Origin of the sequence: Pseudomonas syringae group sp. J254-4, assembly GCF_032586855.1 — a bacterium.
GTDB classification, from domain to species: Bacteria; Pseudomonadota; Gammaproteobacteria; order Pseudomonadales; family Pseudomonadaceae; genus Aquipseudomonas; species Aquipseudomonas amygdali.
The window spans coordinates 37,313-52,855 of the sequence record NZ_JAWHOO010000028.1; the positions used below are offsets into that span (position 1 = coordinate 37,313).

The 15,543-nt window shown below is 58.4% G+C and carries 16 protein-coding genes; 5 read left to right on the plus strand and 11 right to left on the minus strand.

The features are described from left to right. The first annotated feature begins 11 nt into the window (after nucleotides 1-11). Entirely contained in the window at nucleotides 12-998 is a 987-nt protein-coding gene (gene rlmF / locus RYB09_RS24180) for a 23S rRNA (adenine(1618)-N(6))-methyltransferase RlmF (protein WP_058409398.1), read from the plus strand. A gap of 723 nt (nucleotides 999-1,721) precedes the next feature. Here the strand turns inward: rlmF and RYB09_RS24185 are convergent. Beyond that, on the minus strand, nucleotides 1,722-2,003 hold the full coding sequence (locus RYB09_RS24185; RefSeq protein WP_002552279.1) for an HU family DNA-binding protein: 282 nt from the start codon (nucleotides 2,001-2,003) through the stop codon (nucleotides 1,722-1,724). A 393-nt stretch (nucleotides 2,004-2,396) separates the two neighbouring features. On the opposite strand from RYB09_RS24185, the gene yejK reads away from it, so the two are divergent. Together yejK and RYB09_RS24195 are read left to right on the plus strand one after the other, a co-directional pair. Then, the gene (yejK, locus tag RYB09_RS24190) at nucleotides 2,397-3,398 is read left to right on the plus strand and encodes a nucleoid-associated protein YejK (protein ID WP_122258175.1); all 1,002 of its coding nucleotides are present in this window, start codon (nucleotides 2,397-2,399) and stop codon (nucleotides 3,396-3,398) included. Nucleotides 3,399-3,403: 5 nt separating this feature from the next. Beyond that, a complete protein-coding gene (locus tag RYB09_RS24195; RefSeq protein WP_002552277.1) occupies nucleotides 3,404-3,754 on the plus strand; it encodes a glutaredoxin family protein in 351 nt (116 codons plus the stop codon). 500 nt (nucleotides 3,755-4,254) lie between these two features. Here the strand turns inward: RYB09_RS24195 and RYB09_RS24200 are convergent, their stop codons facing one another. From RYB09_RS24200 to RYB09_RS24235, 8 genes are all read right to left on the minus strand, one after another. Continuing rightward, the gene (locus tag RYB09_RS24200; RefSeq protein ID WP_058409297.1) at nucleotides 4,255-5,187 is read right to left on the minus strand and encodes a glutathione S-transferase family protein; all 933 of its coding nucleotides are present in this window, start codon (nucleotides 5,185-5,187) and stop codon (nucleotides 4,255-4,257) included. Between the two features lie 103 nt (nucleotides 5,188-5,290). Then, a complete protein-coding gene (locus tag RYB09_RS24205; protein WP_058409298.1) occupies nucleotides 5,291-5,593 on the minus strand; it encodes a GIY-YIG nuclease family protein in 303 nt (100 codons plus the stop codon). Next, nucleotides 5,586-6,077, minus strand: a complete 492-nt coding sequence (locus RYB09_RS24210) for a nuclear transport factor 2 family protein (protein ID WP_058409299.1) — start codon at nucleotides 6,075-6,077, stop codon at nucleotides 5,586-5,588. The genes RYB09_RS24205 and RYB09_RS24210 overlap by 8 nt, the downstream gene beginning before the upstream one ends. Nucleotides 6,078-6,150: 73 nt before the next feature. After that, nucleotides 6,151-7,380, minus strand: a complete 1,230-nt coding sequence (locus RYB09_RS24215) for a CynX/NimT family MFS transporter (protein ID WP_058409300.1) — start codon at nucleotides 7,378-7,380, stop codon at nucleotides 6,151-6,153. Between the two features lie 167 nt (nucleotides 7,381-7,547). Beyond that, on the minus strand, nucleotides 7,548-8,312 hold the full coding sequence (locus RYB09_RS24220; protein WP_003365366.1) for an amino acid ABC transporter ATP-binding protein: 765 nt from the start codon (nucleotides 8,310-8,312) through the stop codon (nucleotides 7,548-7,550). Between the two features lie 10 nt (nucleotides 8,313-8,322). After that, a complete protein-coding gene (locus tag RYB09_RS24225; RefSeq protein ID WP_058400626.1) occupies nucleotides 8,323-9,420 on the minus strand; it encodes an amino acid ABC transporter permease in 1,098 nt (365 codons plus the stop codon). Between the two features lie 10 nt (nucleotides 9,421-9,430). Next, complete coding sequence (locus RYB09_RS24230; RefSeq protein ID WP_002552269.1) at nucleotides 9,431-10,612, minus strand: amino acid ABC transporter permease; 1,182 nt, start codon at nucleotides 10,610-10,612, stop codon at nucleotides 9,431-9,433. A gap of 70 nt (nucleotides 10,613-10,682) precedes the next feature. Continuing rightward, nucleotides 10,683-11,711: an amino acid ABC transporter substrate-binding protein gene (locus RYB09_RS24235; RefSeq protein ID WP_002552268.1), complete on the minus strand. Its 1,029-nt coding sequence runs from the start codon at nucleotides 11,709-11,711 to the stop codon at nucleotides 10,683-10,685. Between the two features lie 485 nt (nucleotides 11,712-12,196). On the opposite strand from RYB09_RS24235, the gene RYB09_RS24240 reads away from it, so the two are divergent. Continuing rightward, nucleotides 12,197-12,856 (plus strand): alpha/beta hydrolase, encoded by a 660-nt coding sequence (locus RYB09_RS24240; RefSeq protein WP_058409301.1) that lies wholly within the window; start codon nucleotides 12,197-12,199, stop codon nucleotides 12,854-12,856. Nucleotides 12,857-12,972: 116 nt separating this feature from the next. Then, nucleotides 12,973-14,427, plus strand: coding sequence for an ATP-dependent RNA helicase RhlB (gene rhlB / locus RYB09_RS24245; RefSeq protein WP_316890574.1), 1,455 nt, complete (start codon nucleotides 12,973-12,975; stop codon nucleotides 14,425-14,427). Nucleotides 14,428-14,506: 79 nt separating this feature from the next. On the opposite strand, the gene RYB09_RS24250 is transcribed toward rhlB, so the two are convergent. Further along, nucleotides 14,507-15,166: a DUF799 domain-containing protein gene (locus RYB09_RS24250; protein WP_058400623.1), complete on the minus strand. Its 660-nt coding sequence runs from the start codon at nucleotides 15,164-15,166 to the stop codon at nucleotides 14,507-14,509. Continuing rightward, entirely contained in the window at nucleotides 15,163-15,534 is a 372-nt protein-coding gene (locus tag RYB09_RS24255) for a DUF4810 domain-containing protein (RefSeq protein ID WP_058409308.1), read from the minus strand. Before RYB09_RS24255 ends, RYB09_RS24250 begins: the two co-directional genes overlap by 4 nt. Nucleotides 15,535-15,543 lie beyond the last annotated feature (9 nt).

The following is a 15,543-nucleotide window of genomic DNA, read 5'->3' on the forward strand; positions in this document are numbered from 1 at the left end:
CCATCGACCCCATGACCGATACCCGCAAACCTCCGCGCAAAAAGCCTCAGCGGCCAGCCAAACCTGCTGCGCCGCGTGAAAAGGCCACCTTGCACCCGCGCAATCGTCATCAGGGTCATTACGATTTTCCGAAGCTGATCAAATCCAGCCCCGAGCTGGCAGCGTTCGTGATCCTCAATCCGTATGGCAAGCAAAGCATCGACTTTGCCGATCCGCAGGCGGTGCGGGTGTTCAATCGCGCGCTGCTCAAAGCGTTCTATGGCATCGCCCATTGGGACATTCCTGCCGATTACCTGTGCCCGCCCATTCCAGGGCGTGCGGACTACCTGCACTTCCTCGCCGACTTGCTGGCCGAGGACAATGAAGGCGTGATCCCACGCGGCGCGTCCATCAAGGCGCTGGATATCGGCACCGGAGCCAATTGCATCTACCCGCTGCTGGGGCATAGCGACTATGGCTGGCAGTTCGTTGGCTCGGACATCGACAGCACGGCCATCGCGGCGGCTACCACGATCATCAAAGCCAATGGCCTCAGCAAGGCCATCAGCGTGCGCCAGCAGGGCAATCGCAAGCAGATCCTGCTCGGGTTGCTCGACAGCAGCGAACGCTTCCACGTGAGCCTCTGCAACCCTCCCTTCCATGCTTCGCTGGATGAGGCGCAGCGTGGCAGCCAACGAAAATGGCGCGCACTGGGCAAGGCTGATCCCAAGCGCAAGCTGCCGGTTCTCAACTTCGGCGGGCAATCTCAGGAGCTGTGGTGCGAAGGCGGCGAGATCGGCTTCGTGACCCAATTGATCCAGGAAAGCGCCACATTGCCGGGCCAGGTGGTGTGGTTCAGCACCCTGGTGTCCAAGGCATCCAACCTGCCACCGATCCAGAGCGCCCTGAAAAAAGCCGGCGCGCTTGAAGTGAAGGTAGTCGAGATGGGCCAAGGCCAGAAACAAAGCCGCTTCGTGGCCTGGACCTTCCTTGACAAGGCACAACGCACACCCCACTGATAGGGCTATCGTGCGACGCCGCGTCGGCAGGCCGTAAACTCGACTATCGTGCGACGCTCCGCGTCGCATGCCGTTCTGGACGCTCTGCGTCCTCTCTTGAGTACGCAGTGCGGCACAGATCTGTGACGCGGAGCGTCACGCAAGGCATTCCCACGCTGGAGCGTGAGGAACGATAATCTCAACTATCGTACGACGCTCCGCCGACATGCCTTAATCTCGATTATCGTGCGACGCTCTGCGTCGCATGCCGTTCTGGACGCTCTGCGTCCTCTCTTGAGTATGCAGTGCGGCACAGATCTGTGACGCGGAGCGTCACGCAAGGCGTTCCCACGCTGGAGCGTGAGGAACGATAATCTCAACATCGTACGACGCTCCGCCGACATGCCTTAATCTCGATTATCGTGCGACGCTCTGCGTCGGCAGGCCGTTCTGGACGCTCTGCGTCCTCTCTTGGATGTGCAGTGCGGCACAGATCTGTGACGCGGAGCGTCACGCAAGGCATTCCCACGCTGGAGCGTGAGGAACGATAATCTTAACTACCGTACGACGCTCCGCCGACATGCCTTAACCTCGATTATCGTGCGACGCTCTGCGTCGCATGCCGTTCTGGACGCTCTGCGTCCTCTCTTGAGTGTGCCGTGCGGCACAGATCTGTGATCAGACGCCCACAAAAAAGCCGTGCCCGGTTAACCGGTGCACGGCTTTTTCACAGCAAGCGGTTGCTTACTTGTTGATCGAGTCGGTCAGCACTTTGGCTGGAACGAACTTGATAACTTTCTTGGCAGCGATTTCGATGGCAGCGCCAGTCGAAGGGTTGCGGCCAGTGCGAGCCGGACGCTCTGCAACTTTCAGTTTGCCGATACCTGGCAAAGTGATTTCCACGCCGTTTTCCAATTGGTCGGCAACAATTTGGCCCAATTGCTCAAGAGCATTACGCGCGGTAGTTTTTGGCGCGTCGATAGCTTCAGCGATATCGGCGATCAATTGGTCTTTAGTAAGAGCCATGGTGGTGTTCCTTCCCTATCAAATTCATTTGGATTGCAGAGTGCAACGTCGGCCCGTGGCCAGGCAATGAACCTGGCCACCCGCTAGCAGCCACGATTAATCGCGAAAGTGTAGATACTGAAACCGGGCAATGGTTCGACCTACGTGTGCGCTAACTGCATGCTTGACGCGCTAAGTGCGCAAGACCGCGCAAAACTAGCACAGAGCCGGACAAATATCCGCCTCTACCTATCCTTTTGGTCAGGTTTTAATGCCAATTGCACAAAAAACATCCAGCAAACACGCCCTGCTGGCGAAAACCAGCCTGCCCGGGGCCAAGTGGCGCACGCGTGCGTTACACTTGCCGTCTTGCGCCGAGCTGCACGCTCTTCACCTTTTTCAGCCGAGAAGCCCATGCCGATCCGTCATTGCATCGTCCACCTGATCGATAAAAAACCCGACGGTACGCCCGCTGTTCTCCATGCACGCGACTCCGAACTCGCTGAGTCCCAGGCCATCGAGAACATGCTGGCCGACCTCAACGAGAGCTACAACGCCAAACAAGGCAAGGCATGGGGCCTGTTCCATCCAGAATCCGGCGCACACCCGTTCAGCGGCTGGCTGAAAGAGTATCTGGACGGTGGCAACGACTTCACCGCGTTCTCGCGCACGGCGGTCGAGCATCTGCAGAAGCTGATGGAAGAATCCAATCTTTCCGTCGGTGGCCACGTGCTGTTTGCCCATTATCAGCAAGGCATGACCGACTACCTGGCCATCGCCCTGCTGCACCACAGTGAAGGCGTGGCAGTGAATGCCGAGCTGGACGTCACCCCTTCACGCCACCTGGACCTGGGCCAGTTGCACCTTGCTGCGCGAATCAACCTGTCGGAATGGCAGAACAACAAACAGTCCAAGCAATACATTTCGTTCATCAAGGGCAAGAACGGCAAGAAGGTTTCCGAGTACTTTCGCGACTTCATCGGCTGCCAGGAAGGCGTTGATGGCCCTGGTGAAACACGCACCCTGCTCAAGGCCTTCAGTGACTTTGTCGAAAGTGAAGACCTGCCGGAGGAGTCAGCCCGCGAGAAGACCAAGACCCTGGTCGATTACGCCAGCAGCCAGAGCAAGATGGGCGAGCCGATGGGCCTGGAAGAACTGTCCGAACTGATCGACGAAGATCGTCCGCGCGCGTTTTACGATCACATCCGCAACAAGGATTACGGCCTGTCCCCGGAAATACCGGCGGATAAGCGCACCCTCAACCAGTTCCGCCGTTTCACGGGACGCGCCGAAGGACTGTCGATCAGCTTCGAAGCTCACCTTCTGGGCGACAAGATCGAGTATGACGAAAGCGCAGGCACCCTGATCATCAAGGGGCTGCCGACCCAACTGACCGATCAGTTGAAGCGACGGTAACCGACATGCTGATACGCACTCTCAAGAAGTTCGCGCTGATCATGCTGGTTGTGGTGGTTTATCAGAACTGGGGCAAGATCGAGAACTTCGTCAACCCGCCGCCAGCAAGCGTTGCGCAGAGCTACAGCCAGGCGAAAGTGGTGATGTACGCCACTGACTGGTGTGGCTACTGCAAACAGACGCGGCGCTTTCTCGACAGCAAAGGGATTGCGTATCAGGAGTTCGACATCGAGAAGTCCGAAGAAGGCCGCAAGGCCTACGAAGCACTGGGTGGCAGAGGCATACCGCTGATCGACGTCAACGGCACCTTGATCCGGGGATTCGACCCGGATCAGATACTGGCAGCATTGAAATAGCCTGGAATACCGTGCCAAAGCTCCGCTTCCCAGATCTGTGCCGCATTACACACTCAAGAGAGGACGCAGAGCGTCCAGAACGGCATGCGACGCAGAGCGTCGCACGATAATCGAGATTACGGCATGTCGGCGTGGCTCCGCACGATAGTCGAGATTATCGTTCCTCACGCTCCAGCGTGGGAATGCCTCGGGTGACGCTCCGCGTCACAGATCTTTGCCGCACTGCACACTCAAGAGAGGACGCAGAGCGTCCAGAACGGCGTGCAACGCAGAGCGTCGCACGATAATCGAGATTACGGCATGTCGGCGTGGCGCCGCACGATAGTCGAGATTATGTTCCTCACGCTCCGGCGTGGGAATGCCTTGCGTGACGCTCCGCGTCACAGATCTGTGCCGCATTGCACACTCAAGAGAGGACGCAGAGCGTCCAGAACGGCATGCGACGCAGAGCGTCGCACGATAATCGAGATTACGGCATGCAACACAGAGCTTCGTAACCTTCAGCGCTTCTCGACCCGGAATCCCATTCTCGGGAAGTGCACATGCACGACGCCAGCGCGTTCATCTTCGCGGCGCAGGATCAACTCTTCGCGCCCGGTAAAGATCAGTTCACCCTCAACCGCCTCGACGCCATAGTCGACTGCCGAGACAGCGACCTCGTCGCCCGCCTTGAAGCCATTCGGATCAACAAAGACTTCGTCGGGCAGTGGCGCAGGCGTTGCATTTCTGGCGACTTCAATGGCATCAGCCGAACTCAGGTCGCTGAACGTGCCATGCCCAAACCCCAGAACGCGATCAAGCCAGGCACTGACACCCGGATAATCATCGACAAAGGGCGCAGTCACTGGCGTTTGCTTGAGAAACCACAGCGTATGGGCAACCGAAAAATCGGCAATCGAAGGTACGCCAAACAGAAAATCACCACCGCGCGACAGCTGCAACTCCAGGCGTGACATCAGCGTGGGCCATTGATGCTTGACCTGCTCGACAGGCGGGCGTGAAGCCGTACCACCGTTGAACAGCGTGGAACGGTCAGCAATGAACGCCTTGGCAGCGTCTGGCGGCACTTTGGCAAATCGTACAGCCATAGATTCAGGCTGAAACACCAGGCTCACGGCATGCAGGAACAGCACCGAATCCGCCCAGGCGGCCAGACCGGCAACCGAAAACTCCTGACCTTGCGGATAAAACGCTGGCGAAGCCTTTTCCTGCTCAAGGCGGCGTGCCATCAATGCCGTGTCACAGTAGATATCTGCGCCAGCCTGCAACACGGGCGTCCTGCGATAACCGCCTGTCAGCGCGGTCAGGTCGGGCTTGGGCATGATCGACGGGATAGTCACCGAGCGCCATGTGAGGCCTTTGAAACCCAGCATCAGGCGGGCTTTTTCGGCAAACAGTGACGTGGGGTAATGGTGAAGAATCAACTCGGACATGTTCAGCCTCTGCGCACTCGGGAAGCACACAGCTTAACCCGCAGTACCCTGCCCGCCCACAGACTCAAGCTGATGGCACGACATCACGCTCATGGATCGGGGGTCAGGCGTAACTGGCTGCCAGTGCCTCTTTGGCGCTTTTTCTGAGTTTCTTGATCAGCCGCTCCTGACGCAACGCCTCACCCTTGCTGGGCCACTGTTCGACGTAGACCAGCGCCATTGCCGGGCTGGAAGAGAAAAAGCGCGCGCCCTTGCCGCTCTTGTGCATAGCGAATCGGCGCTGCGGATCATCACTGATGCCACAGTACAGCGAGCCGTTGGCAGCGCGCACCAGATAGACAAACCAGGGTTTGCCGACCGCCTGTTCGGAAGTCGGCGCACTCGCGGTGCTGGCAACCTCAGGCACGGCGATTCTCTGAAAAGGTCTTCAGGCCCTTGAGCGCCTGAGCCCTGACGGCATTGCGTACCAAAGGCGTCCAGCCCAGCAGCAGGCCTTTCAAACCCAGTGCCTGACGCGACCAGCGCCACATATCGAAGTGATCGTGATGCTCGCAGATCTTCCCATCACGAAACATGAAACGGGCCTGAATATCGTTGACCACCGTGCGCCCGGTCTGACTGAACAGATAGGTCGCCACCCAATGCGCAGTGCCCGCGCGGTCATCGGCACGCACCTGATCGAAGACCACCGAGAAATTTTTCGCCCGGGAAGTCAGCATGCGCCACATGTCACCTACCTGAGGCCCACGCAACTCACCAAATGCCGGGTCGCTGAACAGCACGTCCTCGGTGTAACAAGCGCTCATCGCCTCTGCATCGAGTTGCGCGAACGCTTCGTAAAAGCGAGTGATCAGTGCGCTGTTGGCCTGACTTTGTTCCTCGTAGTTCATGCGTGCACATCCCTTGGCGAATTATGCGTGCACGATAAGCGGCGCGGAGAAAAATGGCGAGAGATTGATGGCCTTATACCTTCTCGCTGTTCACCTGCACCTGCAGCGCCCGACCGGCACCCATGCCCGCGATGATGGCACCCAGCCCCAGCACTGCGAAGATCCAGCCAATCGCGTTCCAGCTACCGGTCATGTCGTGAACCACGCCCACGGCAAATGGCCCGGTCGAGGCGATGGTGTAGCCAAAGCCTTGCGCCATGCTCGACAGGTTGGCGGCGACATGTGAGTCGCGCGAGCGCAGGACGATCAAGGCCAGCGCCAGGCTGAACGTGCCGCCCTGCCCGATCCCCAGCAGGATGGCCCAGCCCCACAGTCCGCCGAGCGGAGCGTACAGGCAGCCGAACAGCCCGGTCAGTGTGAGCGACATGACCAGCATGATCGCCAGACGCTGATCCTTGCCGCGTGTGGCCAGATAGGGCACCGCCAGGGCGCTGATGACTTGCGCGATGATCGAGCCGGACAGCAGCAGACCGGCCTGGGTCGGCGTCAGGCCGCGACCGATGAGAATCGAGGGCAGCCAGCCGAAGACAATGTACGACAGCGACGATTGCAGGCCCATATACAGCGTGACCTGCCACGCCAGCGGGTCACGCAACAGACCGCGAACTCGATAGACATCGCGATGTGAGCCATGCATTTCACGTGCTTGTGGAAACCAGAACAGCGCCGCAATCAACGCCGGAATCAGCCAGAAACCCAGACCTATTTGCCAGCTGTCGCCGACGTACTGGCTCAGCGGCACCGTCGAACCGGCTGCAATCGCAGCGCCCAGGCACAGCGCCATGGTGTAGACACCGGTCATGGCCCCGGCCTTGTGCGGGAAATCGCGCTTGACGATACCGGGCAACAATACGCCGATGATCCCGATGCTCGCGCCCGCCAGCAGGCTGCCGGTAAACAGGCCGACTTCGCCGAACAGGCTGCGTACTGCCAGACCCGACGCCAGTGTCAGGAGCACCACCAAAACCACCCGTTCACTGCCAAAACGCCGGGCAAGAATCGGTGCCAATGGCGCGAACAGGCCCAGACACAAAACCGGCAAGGTGGTCAGCAAACCCGCTTCGGCAGCCGACATCCCAAGGCTTGCGGACACCTCGTTAAGCAACGGCGCAACGCTGGATAACGCGGGGCGCAGGTTGAGGGCGACCAGCACCAGCCCCAGCAGCAACAGCCAGGGGCGCTTCAGAACAGGATGGGCTTGATCGGTAATCGGTTGGGGGCTGGATTGAGCCTTGGCAGTCATCGGTTTCTCGGTAATCAGGTATGTCGACCCTTTTCAGGGGGGCGGTATCCTGTTGGAGAATCATCGCGAATACAAGGTTCAGCCAGAATTGCATACAAGATGCATGGCAAATGCAGGCGAAAAAAAACCGGGCGCTTGGCCCGGTTTTCCGTGGAGCAGCTACTGACTCAGTGAATGATCTGACTGAGGAACAGCTTGGTACGATCGCTTTGCGGGTTGTCGAAGAAGTCGTTCGGCGCGGCCTGTTCGACGATTTCGCCTTTGTCCATGAAGATCACCCGGTTCGCCACGGTGCGGGCAAAGCCCATCTCGTGAGTCACGCACAGCATGGTCATGCCTTCTTCTGCCAGGCCAACCATGGTGTCGAGCACTTCCTTGACCATTTCCGGGTCAAGCGCCGAAGTCGGCTCATCGAACAGCATGATTTTCGGCTTCATGCACAAGGCACGGGCAATCGCTACACGCTGCTGCTGACCACCGGAAAGCTGACCCGGAAACTTGTGGGCCTGCTCCGGAATACGCACACGCTCCAGATAATGCATGGCGATTTCTTCGGCTTTCTTTTTCGGCATGTTGCGTACCCACATCGGTGCCAGCGTGCAGTTCTGCAGGATGGTCAGGTGCGGGAACAGGTTGAAATGCTGAAACACCATGCCGACTTCACGGCGGATGGTCTCGATCTGCTTCAGGTCGGAAGTCAGTTCGGTGCCATCAACGATGATACGACCCTGCTGGTGCTCTTCCAGACGGTTGAGGCAACGAATGGTGGTCGATTTGCCCGAGCCCGATGGGCCGCACAGTACGATACGTTCGCCCTGACGCACGTTCAGGTTGATGTCCTTGAGTACATGGAACTGGCCGTACCACTTGTGGACGCCCTCCATGCGGATCATGCCTTCAGCGCCCAGAGGCTTATTGATAACTTCACTCATCACAAAACTCCTAACGCTTGTGGCCTGTGTCCAGCTTACGTTCCAAATGCATGGAATAGCGGGACATACCGAAACAGAAGATCCAGAACACCAGGGCCGCGAAGACATAGCCTTCAGTGGCCATACCCAGCCATGCCGGGTCGGCGGTGGCTTGCTTGACGCTGTTGAGCAGGTCGAACAGGCCGATAATGATCACCAGACTGGTGTCTTTGAACAAGGCAATGAAGGTGTTGACGATGCCGGGAATGACCATCTTCAACGCCTGCGGCAAAATCACCAGCCCCATGCTGCGCCAGTAACCCAGGCCCATGGCCGCGGATGCTTCGTACTGGCCCTTGGGGATGGCCTGCATGCCGCCGCGTACCACTTCGGCGATGTACGCCGACTGGAACAGAATCACGCCGATCAGCGCCCGTAGCAGTTTGTCGAAGTTCATCCCTTCGGGCATGAACAGCGGCAGCATCACCGACGACATGAACAGCACGGTGATCAGCGGCACGCCGCGCCAGAACTCGATGAACGTGACGCACACCACACGCACAGCCGGCATGTTGGAGCGACGGCCGAGCGCCAGCAAAATACCCAGCGGCAAGGCACCGACGATACCCACGGTGGCAATCACCAGGGTCAGCATCAGGCCGCCCCACTGGCTGGTCGGTACGTTGGTCAGACCAAAAGCACCGCCGTGCAGCAGGTAGAAGGCGACAATCGGGTAAATCACCAGAAAGGCAATACCGTAGACAGCCTTGCGCTGAAACTTCGAAATGAACAGCGGCGCAGCACCGACAATCGCCAGGACGGCGGTCAGGTCGACCCGCCAGCGCAGCTCATTGGGGAAGTAGCCGTACATGAACTGGCCGAAGCGCTGCTCGATGAACACCCAGCAGGCGCCCGCCTTGGTGCAGTCTTCCTTGGTCGTGCCGACCCAGTTGGCGTCCAGCAGAGCCCAACTGATGATCGGCGGAACGACCAGATAGATCAGGTAGAGCGAGAACAGGGTCAGCAGGGTGTTGATCCAGCTGGAGAACAGGTTCTGCCGCATCCACGCCATCGGGCCGAACACTTTGCCCGGTGGTGGCATATCAGGTTTGAAAGTATGAGTCGTCATGCGCGTTTCCTCACCGCTCGATCAGCGCAATGCGCTTGTTGTACCAGTTCATCAGCAGGGAAATGCTGATACTGATCGCCAGGTACACACTCATGGTGATGGCAATGACTTCAATGGCCTGTCCGGTCTGGTTGAGCACCGTACCGGCGAACAGGGAAACCATTTCCGGATAACCGATGGCTGCTGCCAGCGAAGAGTTCTTCGCCAGGTTCAGGAACTGACTGGTCAACGGTGGAATGATCACTCGCAGCGCCTGCGGAATGATGACCTTGCGCAGCGTCGGCCCGGGGCGCAGCCCCAGCGAGCGGGCAGCTTCGGTCTGACCGTGACTGACCGACTTGATGCCCGAACGCACGATTTCAGCGATGAACGCCGCCGTGTAGATGGTCAGTGCCAGGGTCAGGGAGATCAGTTCCGGGATCAGCACCCAGCCACCGGTGAAGTTGAAGCCCTTCAGTTGCGGCAGTTCCCAATGCACCGGGCTGCCGAAGACCAGCATGCTCAGGCCCGGGATCACCAGCAATAACGCCAGACCGACCCAGAACTTGTGAAACGGCTGACCAGTGGCTTCGAAGCGCTTGTTGGCCCAGCGCACCATCATCACGATCGCAATCACGGCAACCACGATGCTGATCAGGAACGCCCATGCACCTTCGGCCGGCAACGCTCTGGGCATATTGAGCCCGCGGCTGCTGACGAAGAACATGTCCAGATAACCATGCGCCTGACGCGGACCAGGCAGCGTGAGGAATACGGCGGTGTACCAGAAGAGGATCTGCAGCAGTGGCGGAATGTTGCGGAAGACTTCGACATAAACAGTTGCCAGCTTGCTGATCATCCAGTTCGGAGACAAGCGAGCGACACCAATGACAAAGCCCAGCAAGGTCGCCAGGACAATACCGATGACCGACACCAGCAAGGTATTCAGCAAGCCGATGACGAATACGCGGGCATAACTGTCCGCTTCGCTGTAGTCGATCAGGTGTTGAGCAATACCGAAACCGGCACTGTTCTCAAGAAAACCGAAACCCGAGGTAATACCACGGTGTTGCAAGTTGGTCTGGGTATTGTCGAAGATGAACCAGCCCAACGCGATCACCGCCACGACAGTGATGATCTGAAATAACCACGCGCGCACTTTCGGATCGCTCAGAGAGAGCTTTTGCTTGGGTGCGACGATTTGCTTTTCCATGAAATGCCCCAGGAAAAATCCAACAGAACAACGCCCGACAGGCTGGGAAGCCTGTCGGGCGCCGGGTCAATCAACGAATAGGTGGAGCGTACTGAATGCCGCCGGCATTCCACAGAGCGTTCTGGCCGCGCTTGATTTTCAGCGGGGTACCTTCGCCCAGGTTGCGTTCGAACACTTCGCCGTAGTTACCGACCTGCTTGACGATCTGCACGACCCAGTCTTTCGGCAGCTTGAGGTCCTTGCCGTAAGTACCGTCGGCACCCAGCATACGGGCTACGTCAGGGTTCTTGGTCGACTTGGCTTCAGCTTCAACGTTCTTGGAAGTGATTTTGGCTTCCTCGGCGTTGAGCATGGCGAACAGGGTCCAGCGAACGATCGAGAACCAGTCTTCGTCGCCTTTACGCACGACAGGACCCAGCGGCTCCTTGGAGATCACTTCAGGCAGAACGATGTAATCGTCCGGCTTGGCCAGCTTGCTGCGCTGTGCGTAGAGTTGCGACTGGTCGGAAGTCAGTACGTCGCAACGACCGCCTTCCAGCGACTTGGCGCTTTCGTCGGAGGTGTCGAAGGTGATCGGGGTGTATTTCAGGCCGTTCGAACGGAAGTAGTCGGAGACGTTCAGCTCGGTAGTGGTACCGGCCTGGATGCAGATGGTTGCACCGTCCAGTTCCTTGGCGCTTTTGACGCCCAGCTTGTTGTTTACCAGGAAGCCGATACCGTCGTAGTAAGTTACGCCGGTGAACACCAGGCCCATGCCCGCATCACGGGAGCTGGTCCAGGTGGTGTTACGCGAAAGGATGTCGATCTCGCCGGATTGCAGTGCAGTGAAGCGCTCCTTGGCGTTCAACTGGCTGAACTTGACCTTGGTGGCGTCGCCGAATACTGCGGCGGCTACTGCGCGGCAGACATCAGCGTCAATACCGGTGATCTTGCCGGTGGAGTCCGGAACGGAGAACCCTGGCAGGCCATCGCTGACGCCGCACTGAACAAAACCTTTCTTCTGAATAGCGTCAAGGGTGGCACCGGCGTTGGCAGCCCCGGTTACACCAAATGCGGCCAGGGCGGTGACGACAGCCAGGGTGGATTTCAACATCTTCATTCAAAAACCTCCAGTTTGCTCTTTGTTGTGTAGGTGTTTAAGTCGCGTCGCACCTTTGTGAGGCGCTAATGACCCGTGCTGGCTTATTTTTGGGTCATGCAACGCTGGGCCTGAATCACGAATCGTCTGCGGGATCATCCCGTCATTCGTCTTCATCATTCAGAATCGGCCCCGTGGACTGAAACCCCATGATTTTCCCGGACCAGAGCGGTACAGGTTGAATCGTGCCGCGAATCCTGACGCATGGACTCCCGAGCTGCTTTTCGATCGCTATAAGTAATAGCCTTATAGTGTTACCGAACGATGAGAGCGCCTCGACTCCAGTCCTGCTGTAGCAAAGCCCGTACCAGCATGCTGGCTATGTCGAATTAGCGACAGGTCAAGACAAAAACTTGTAATCTTGCGACATCTTCTTTCATTTTTAATCTAACCGCGCACCCTATTAATGCGCTCTAAATGAGCCAGCGCACACAAATGGAGCAGACATGAGCGAACCTTTGATCATCCAACCTTCAGGCACAGCGGATGCCTGCGTTATCTGGCTGCACGGGTTGGGCGCCGACCGCTATGATTTTCTTCCGGTCGCCGAGATGCTGCAGGAGTCGCTGACGACCACACGTTTCGTCCTGCCTCAGGCACCGACACGCGCCGTAACGGTCAATGGCGGCTATGAAATGCCAAGCTGGTACGACATCAAGGCCATGAGTTCCGAGGCCCGCGCCATTGATCACGATCAGATGGAAGCCTCGGCACAGAAGGTGCTGGACCTGATCGAGCAACAACGCGACAGCGGCATCGACCCGTCACGGATATTTCTGGCAGGCTTTTCCCAGGGCGGCGCGGTGGTGTTACACGCAGGCTATAGACGCTGGCAGGGTCCGCTGGGCGGTGTACTCGCGCTGTCCACTTATGCCCCGACATTCAGCAATGAGATGACACTTTCAGCCAGCCAACAGCGCATTCCTGCCTACTGCCTGCATGGCCAGCATGACGAAGTGGTACACAACCCCATGGGCCGGACGGTGTACGAGCACCTCAAGGCTCAGGGTGTAACCGCGCAATGGCAAGAGTACCCAATGGGGCATCAAGTGTTACCGGAGGAAATCCGTGACATCGGCGTCTGGCTGGCTGACAAGCTGCGCTGAAGCGCCCTGGGCCCGCCTGCAACTGACCGCTTTTGTAGCTCGCCACGGATGGCACTACGCCGAGCACGGTTCTTGCTTTACACTGCTCGGCGTACATTCCTTAACCAATTGATGAGATGACCGTGCTCAAAGCACTTAAAAAGATGTTCGGTAAAAGTGAGGCTGAGCAGCGCGCGCCTGGTCCGACAGCCTTTATTCCCGCCTCCCCCGCTGCCGCAGGCGACACACCGGATCATGCCCAGACTCAGCTTTCGGACACCGTCAACGAGCCCTCCAAAGCCAGAGCACCGCGCACCGACAAGCCAAGAGCCGAGCGCCCGCGTCGTGAGCGCGTGGCAAAACCGCCTGCGCCAGCATGGAAACTCGAAGATTTCATCGTCGAACCGCAGGAAGGCAAGACCCGCTTCCACGATTTCAACCTTGCGCCTGAACTGATGCACGCGATTCAGGACCTTGGTTTCCCCTACTGCACACCGATTCAAGCGGGCGTGCTGGGCTTCACGCTCAAAGGCAAGGACGCGATCGGTCGCGCCCAGACCGGTACCGGCAAGACCGCTGCGTTCCTGATCTCGATCATCGAGCAACTGACCCAGACGCCACCGCCAGCCGAACGCTACATGGGTGAGCCCCGCGCGCTGATCATTGCGCCCACTCGCGAACTGGTGGTGCAGATCGCCAAGGACGCCGCCGACCTGACCAAATACACCAACCTGAACGTCATGACGTTCGTCGGTGGCATGGATTTCGACAAGCAGCTCAAACAACTTGAAGCACGGCACTGCGATATTCTGGTGGCCACGCCTGGCCGCCTGCTGGACTTCAACCAGCGAGGCGAAGTGCATCTGGACATGGTCGAAGTGATGGTTCTGGACGAAGCCGACCGCATGCTCGATATGGGTTTCATCCCGCAGGTGCGTCAGATCATTCGCCAAACCCCGCACAAGGGTGAACGCCAGACGCTGCTGTTCTCCGCGACCTTCACCGAAGACGTGATGAACCTCGCCAAACAGTGGACGACGGACCCTTCCATCGTCGAAATCGAATCGTTGAACGTCGCCAGTGACAACGTCGACCAGCATATCTATGCCGTTGCCGGTGCCGACAAGTACAAGCTGCTCTACAACCTGGTCACCGACAACGGTTGGGAACGGGTGATGGTCTTTGCCAACCGCAAGGACGAGGTGCGACGCATCGAAGAGCGCTTGGTACGCGACGGTGTCAATGCCGCGCAACTGTCGGGCGATGTGCCGCAGCACAAGCGCATCAAGACCCTTGAAGGCTTCCGCGAAGGCAAGATCCGCGTACTGGTCGCCACCGATGTGGCCGGTCGTGGTATCCACATTGACGGCATCAGCCACGTGATCAACTTCACCCTGCCAGAGGTACCGGACGACTACGTGCACCGCATCGGCCGTACCGGTCGCGCAGGTGCCGATGGCGTCTCCATCAGCTTCGCTGGCGAAGACGACTCCTACCAGTTGCCCGCCATCGAAGAGAAGCTGGGTCGCAAGATCAGCTGTGAAACACCACCGACTCACCTGCTCAGAGCAGTAGTGCGGCAAACGACCTGATACATGTGGCCAACAAAAAAGCGCAGCCCTTACGGGGCTGCGCTTTTTTTGTGCCTGCCGGAAATCAGCAGCGTGAGAATCAGTCAGTACCGTACTTCGGCGAACGTGGACCATAAAGCAGGCCCGCCGGCCGACCAGCAGTGAGCAGTCGGTTGCTGGCTATCCCGGCGATGGGATGACCGGCATCGGTCGAACTGTTGATGATCTGCTTGACCGCCGCGGTAATCAGCATACCCACCAGACCGCCACCGCTATTGTTGCCGCCCTCTTCACTGGACGCCGACGCGGTACCCGTCCACAGCGCAGTACCGGTGCGCAGATCAACCAGCTTTGCCGTGACCGTCACGACGGTCTGGCTATTGATGACCACGTAACTGGTGCCGTATTGCTTGACCGTGATGTACATCGCGGCGTCGGCTCCGAAGATCTCACGCAGCTTGGCGGGCGATGTCGCCTGAATATCATTGGCGTTGGTCAGGCCGTTATTGCGAAACGTCTCGTCAACCAGCGCCACTGGCAACACGTAGTAGCCCGACTCGGCCAGCGGGTAGGTCACCTGCGAGAAGGTGCTGTACGTCGCCTTGACGTCAGGCGATTCGTTGACCGGCGGCAGTACCAGAATCGAACGCGGTTTGCTTTCCTTGAAGGCCGAGTAGTCCACCGTCGGCGGGGTAACACAACCCGACAGCAGGGCAACGGCAAACAGGCTTACAGCAACTTTCAGATGAGCGAGGTTCATTTGACGACTCCTGCGTGGGCGTTCTTGAGCAGGAAGTCCATATAAGTGGCCGACTCGGGAAACAGTGCCTTTTCCGTGCGCAACTCCTGAACCATCTGGTCATCCTTGCCAATGCTGCCGTATAGCATGCCCAACTGAGCATGGTAGCCCGGTGGCGGCGTCGCGTTGGTAGAGCGGATTTTCTGCAGGTCTTCTTCGAGCTTGGCGACCTGGGCTTCCTTGGACTCGCCTTTGAAATACTCGTACACCTCAGGCTGGTAACTGCCCCACTGGTACAAGGTTTTCGGCTGTTGGACACAGCCCGTCAGGCACGCGCCGGCGACTAAAAGCATTGCGACACTGCGCAACGAAACATTAAAACGATTCATGAACACCAC

What these genes read in the sequence shown, in the direction of transcription:
- rlmF (WP_058409398.1), top strand. Translation starts at nt 12, where the DNA reads ATGACCGATACCCGCAAACCTCCGCGCAAAAAGCCTCAGCGGCCAGCC.
- RYB09_RS24185 (WP_002552279.1), bottom strand. Translation starts at nt 2,003, where the DNA reads ATGGCTCTTACTAAAGACCAATTGATCGCCGATATCGCTGAAGCTATC.
- yejK (WP_122258175.1), top strand. Translation starts at nt 2,397, where the DNA reads ATGCCGATCCGTCATTGCATCGTCCACCTGATCGATAAAAAACCCGAC.
- RYB09_RS24195 (WP_002552277.1), top strand. Translation starts at nt 3,404, where the DNA reads ATGCTGATACGCACTCTCAAGAAGTTCGCGCTGATCATGCTGGTTGTG.
- RYB09_RS24200 (WP_058409297.1), bottom strand. Translation starts at nt 5,187, where the DNA reads ATGTCCGAGTTGATTCTTCACCATTACCCCACGTCACTGTTTGCCGAA.
- RYB09_RS24210 (WP_058409299.1), bottom strand. Translation starts at nt 6,077, where the DNA reads ATGAACTACGAGGAACAAAGTCAGGCCAACAGCGCACTGATCACTCGC.
- RYB09_RS24215 (WP_058409300.1), bottom strand. Translation starts at nt 7,380, where the DNA reads ATGACTGCCAAGGCTCAATCCAGCCCCCAACCGATTACCGATCAAGCC.
- RYB09_RS24220 (WP_003365366.1), bottom strand. Translation starts at nt 8,312, where the DNA reads ATGAGTGAAGTTATCAATAAGCCTCTGGGCGCTGAAGGCATGATCCGC.
- RYB09_RS24225 (WP_058400626.1), bottom strand. Translation starts at nt 9,420, where the DNA reads ATGACGACTCATACTTTCAAACCTGATATGCCACCACCGGGCAAAGTG.
- RYB09_RS24230 (WP_002552269.1), bottom strand. Translation starts at nt 10,612, where the DNA reads ATGGAAAAGCAAATCGTCGCACCCAAGCAAAAGCTCTCTCTGAGCGAT.
- RYB09_RS24235 (WP_002552268.1), bottom strand. Translation starts at nt 11,711, where the DNA reads ATGAAGATGTTGAAATCCACCCTGGCTGTCGTCACCGCCCTGGCCGCA.
- RYB09_RS24240 (WP_058409301.1), top strand. Translation starts at nt 12,197, where the DNA reads ATGAGCGAACCTTTGATCATCCAACCTTCAGGCACAGCGGATGCCTGC.
- rhlB (WP_316890574.1), top strand. Translation starts at nt 12,973, where the DNA reads ATGACCGTGCTCAAAGCACTTAAAAAGATGTTCGGTAAAAGTGAGGCT.
- RYB09_RS24250 (WP_058400623.1), bottom strand. Translation starts at nt 15,166, where the DNA reads ATGAACCTCGCTCATCTGAAAGTTGCTGTAAGCCTGTTTGCCGTTGCC.
- RYB09_RS24255 (WP_058409308.1), bottom strand. Translation starts at nt 15,534, where the DNA reads ATGAATCGTTTTAATGTTTCGTTGCGCAGTGTCGCAATGCTTTTAGTC.